This window comes from Aeromonas sp. ZOR0002 (assembly GCF_963866995.1).
Lineage (GTDB): Bacteria > Pseudomonadota > Gammaproteobacteria > Enterobacterales > Aeromonadaceae > Aeromonas > Aeromonas caviae.
In genome coordinates this window covers 1-4307 of sequence record NZ_CAWMFQ010000351.1, presented here as the reverse complement: position 1 = coordinate 4307, position 4307 = coordinate 1, and the positions used below count along the sequence as shown (strand labels likewise).

At 57.8% G+C, this 4307-nt stretch carries 3 protein-coding genes; all 3 read left to right on the top strand.

Annotated features, from left to right (window positions below; genetic code table 11):
- Positions 1–1327 (top strand): cation:proton antiporter domain-containing protein (locus AACR77_RS18790; protein WP_042878682.1); only part of this gene is annotated, 1327 nt, incomplete at its 5' end.
- Positions 1324–1710, top strand: a complete 387-nt coding sequence (locus AACR77_RS18785) for a SirB2 family protein (RefSeq protein WP_039040394.1) — start codon at positions 1324–1326, stop codon at positions 1708–1710. The genes AACR77_RS18790 and AACR77_RS18785, both read left to right, overlap by 4 nt.
- Before the next feature lie 286 nt (positions 1711–1996).
- A complete protein-coding gene (locus AACR77_RS18780; RefSeq protein ID WP_029313511.1) occupies positions 1997–2983 on the top strand; it encodes a helix-turn-helix transcriptional regulator in 987 nt (328 codons plus the stop codon).
- The last annotated feature ends 1324 nt before the right edge of the window (positions 2984–4307 follow it).

The following is a 4307-nucleotide window of genomic DNA, read 5'->3' as shown; positions in this document are numbered from 1 at the left end:
CGGCAGCTCGGAGCTGGCAGGCTGGCAGCACGGCCTGCTGGTGGTGGCCGCCATCGCCGGCATCGTGCTAGGTGGCCATTACCTGATGCGGCCGGTGTTTCGCGCCATCGCCCAGTCCCACATGCGGGAGATCTTCGTCGCTGCCGCCCTGCTGCTGGTGATCGCCATCGCCGTGCTCATGGAATCCGTCGGCCTCTCCCCCGCCCTCGGCTCCTTCCTCGCCGGCGTGGTACTGGCGGACAGCGAATACCGCCACGAGCTGGAAGCGGACATTGAGCCGTTCAAGGGGCTGCTGCTCGGCCTCTTCTTCATGTCGGTGGGTGCCGGCATCGACTTCAGCCTCTTTGCCGCCCATCCCCTGTTGATCCCGTCACTGGTGATCGGTCTGATGGTGCTCAAGTGGCTGGTGCTGATGGGGCTCGGCTTTGTCATTCGCCTCTCCCCGAACCAGCGCTGGACCTTCGCCCTGGCCCTGGCCCAAGGCGGTGAGTTCGCCTTCGTGCTGTTCTCGTTCGCCGCCCAGAACAAGGTACTGCCGGGCAGCACCATCTCACTGCTGACTCTGGTCGTCGCCCTCTCCATGGCGCTGACACCGCTGCTGCTTATCCTCAACGATCGGGTGATCCAGCCCTGGTTCGACTACCGCAACCAGAGCGACACCCCCGAACACGAACAGCCCGAGCTGGTGGAACACCCGGTCATCATCGCCGGCTTCGGTCGCTTCGGTCAGATAGTGGGGCGTCTGCTCCACGGCCACGGTATTGGCACCACCATCCTGGAGCAGGATGCCAGCCAGATAGAGATGCTGAGAAAGTACGGCTACCAGGTGTTTTATGGGGATGCCAGCCGACTCGACCTGCTGCACGCGGCCGGCGCCCACAAGGCCAAACTGCTGGTGCTCTCCCTCAATGATCCGGCCACCTCCCTCGAAGTGATCGAGATGGTGAAAAAGCACTTCCCGCACCTCAGAATACTGGCCCGTGCCCAGGACAGACCCCATGCCCACGAGATCCTGCGCCACGGGATAGACAGCGTGCACCGCGAAACCCTGGGGTCGGCCGTGGATCTTGGGGTAGAAGCACTCACCCTCTTGGGATTCAGGGCCAATCAGGCCTGGCGTGCGGGGCAGATGTTCAAGCAGTATGACAACCGGCTGCTGCGGGAACAGGTCAACTACCTGGACGACGAGCACACCTATATCAACAAGAGCCTGCAATACCGCGACATCCTCTCCGACCTGCTGCAAGACGATCAGGAAGGACAGGAGCGTACCCACGCCCATCAATGGAACAGCGGTCTGCCCAACAACGACAAGGAAGCAACATGATTGCCTATTACCCCATGCTCAAACACCTTCACATGACCCTGGCCCTGGTCAGCCTGCTGCTCTTCCTCTACCGCTGGAGCCTGGCGCTGGCGGGCAGCGGGCGGCTGCAACAGAAATGGTTGAAGGTGCTGCCCCACATCAACGACACCTTCCTGCTGCTGTTTGGCGTGCTGCTGGCGGTGACCCTGCAGATGAGCCCTGGCCAGCAGCCCTGGTTGATGGCCAAGCTGATTGCCCTGGTGATCTACATCGGCCTGGGCGTCATGGCGCTCAAGCGCCCTGCCCGCGGTCAGAAGCTGGTGGCCGGAGTGGCCGCTCTCGCAGTATTCGGCTACATGGTGGGCGCAGCCATCACCAAATCAGCCTGGTCCTGGCTGGCATAACGACGTGTCGAGGTGGGGGCCCGTCCCCCACCTCCTTCCCACCTCCCCCTCCTTACTGCTTCCATTTCCTTCCAGTCACCCTGGTCGCGAGCATCCTCGCAAGGCTTGTTTTCAATAAAAAAAGGGCTCAAACAACCCCTTTCACTCGTTATTTTGTTTTATTTATCAATGCCTTGTTTCTTCATGTATGAAAATGGCGACAGTTGTCGCAGCAAAACTTGCGACATAGACTGTCGCAGGCCATGGCTAGGATACACTCAACGCTAAACCAGTGAAGGCATGCACCATGAGTAAGAAGCTGTTACGACAACTGACCTTGGCGCGTTGCATCCCGCACCGCCCTTACAAGCTGACCGCCAGCCAACTCCAGGTAAAACTGGAAGAGGAAGGCATTCACGTCAGTCTCCGTACCGTGCAACGGGACCTGGAAGAGATGTCCGGCATGGGGCTGTTCGACCTCACCTCCGATGAGCGCAGCAAGCCTCATGGCTGGTGCTTCGAGCGCCATGGTCTCAATGACTTTGCCAACATCATGCCGCTCTCGCTGGCAGTGGCCCTGAAAACCTGGAGCGACCAGGCGAGCCAACTGTTGCCGGCAAGCGTGCTGACCGAACTGAACCCGCTGATCGACAAGGCTGGCCAGGTGATCCGCGACAGCCAGAGCGAACTGGCCGAGCGCTGGCTGGAGAGCGTGCACCAGTCACCTCGCCCCTTCGCCGGCAATCCGGAGATCCGCCGCAGCACCCTGATCCGCGACGCCCTCTGGCGTGGCCGCAAGTTCAGCGCCGAGATCCAGCGTGTCATCAAGGAGCGTACTGTCTGGCTCTGCTATGACCGCATCAATCCCCTCGGCATCCTGAACCAACCCGATGGCCCCATCCTGCTCTGTACCCTGTCCGAGCTGGATCCCAAGGTCTACGGCATCCCGTTCGATCACATCAAGAACGTGGAGTTGACCAACTTCAGTGCGACCCAGCCGAAGGACTTCAATATCCAGAAGCTGATCCGTGACCAGGGTTATCAGGACGTCAGCGGTCCGATCCGCTTCGTCGGGCGCATCGATGCCAACTGCCCGACCCTGATCGATGGACAAATCCCGGGGCATAACCCGCGCATGACCCGTTACGACAAGCGCAGCGTGGTGGTGGAGACCGAAGTGCAGGATACGCCCGAGTTCCGCTCCTGGCTGAACAACATGAGCGGCAACCTGGAGGTGCTTGCACCCGAATCACTGCGCAAGGCCTACCCGACTCCTGGGACAAGGGTCAGCTAAAGAAACCAGCAGACAATACAAAGCCGAGATTTATCTCGGCTTTTGTCTACTTTTAAAGCATAAGTATTCAATTAATTTTGAACTCTTACACCCCTGATTGAAGCGGCTGTACCATCGTTTTCCTACCGATTTCTGCTTGTAAGAGATCTGCCATTCCCCCTGTAAGACCCCTCAGTGTTGAACCGTACGTGAAGCCATCCCGCACTGGGTATGCTTTCCACGGAAACTATCTAAATAACTGATAAAAATAGATAATATTCAACATCAGCCCATTTCTGTACCACATGTCACGGAGCTCAATCCGATTGCACACCTTGTTCGAGCCCGTAATTGCCTTAGTATGGGTCTCACAAGGACGAGCTGATTCGGCAGGATGCAGAAACAGCGCATAAACAAGGAATAGCCTGCAGGATGTGGGCAAGGAACACCTCGGGATGGGGTTGATAGCCAGGATGGTTATCACAAGGATCGACAGGACAACCGCAGGATGCGGTAGTTGGATACCTCGGGATGAGGTTGAGTGGCACGGATTGTCGCTCATCAAGGATGAAAGGACACCGCAAGACGCGGTCAGGAACAGCTTCAAGATGAAGCTTGATAGCTAGGATGGTTATCAGTCAGGATGACGCAGGAACACCACGGGATGTGGTAATGGACACCTCCAGGAAGGAGAGGGTGAAGCAATCAGGACAGATTGCCAGGCTAGGAAGGCCACAGGACACCCCAACGGATTGGGAAGGGGAATTTCTAAAGGAAAGGATAGCGTCAAGGATTGCAGGGAGCATGGCAGTTCAGGGAATGGACGAAATGACTTGAGGGGACAGCAGATGCTGTCCCCTTTTCTTTTGTGCGGCCACACATCAGAGAATGGGATCAGCCTGAGCGATCCTGCCCACATCACGCCATCTGCATCACGGATAACCTGTTTGTATACCCACCAGAGGCAGCCACAGTAGCGCTCGTTGCCTTTCCTCCGCCTTCCCTCATCTATACTCAACGACATCCACTAGACCCTCAGAACGCAGCAGATCAGCCGCGGCCAACCAGCCAGAGTGCTCCTGGCGAGTGATTCCAGGTAACAATGGCCACTGGCTTCTGCTCCGCCAGGCAGATTGTTGAGTCATCCCTTAACTGTCTATGTGTGTGACCACGAATGAAGCGTGGATGCCATTCGGCAAGGCGGAGATGGTCGTGTAGGGAGGTGAGGATAACCCGGCCAAGCCACCTGGCACTGAGGATGAGGGATTGGGTAAATGTCAGAAAGCAAAAAGGCCTTCCCGATAGGGAAGGCCTTTCAATTTAGTGGCGGAGCGGACGGGACTCG

What these genes read in the sequence shown, in the direction of transcription:
- AACR77_RS18780 (WP_029313511.1), top strand. Translation starts at nt 1,997, where the DNA reads ATGAGTAAGAAGCTGTTACGACAACTGACCTTGGCGCGTTGCATCCCG.
- AACR77_RS18785 (WP_039040394.1), top strand. Translation starts at nt 1,324, where the DNA reads ATGATTGCCTATTACCCCATGCTCAAACACCTTCACATGACCCTGGCC.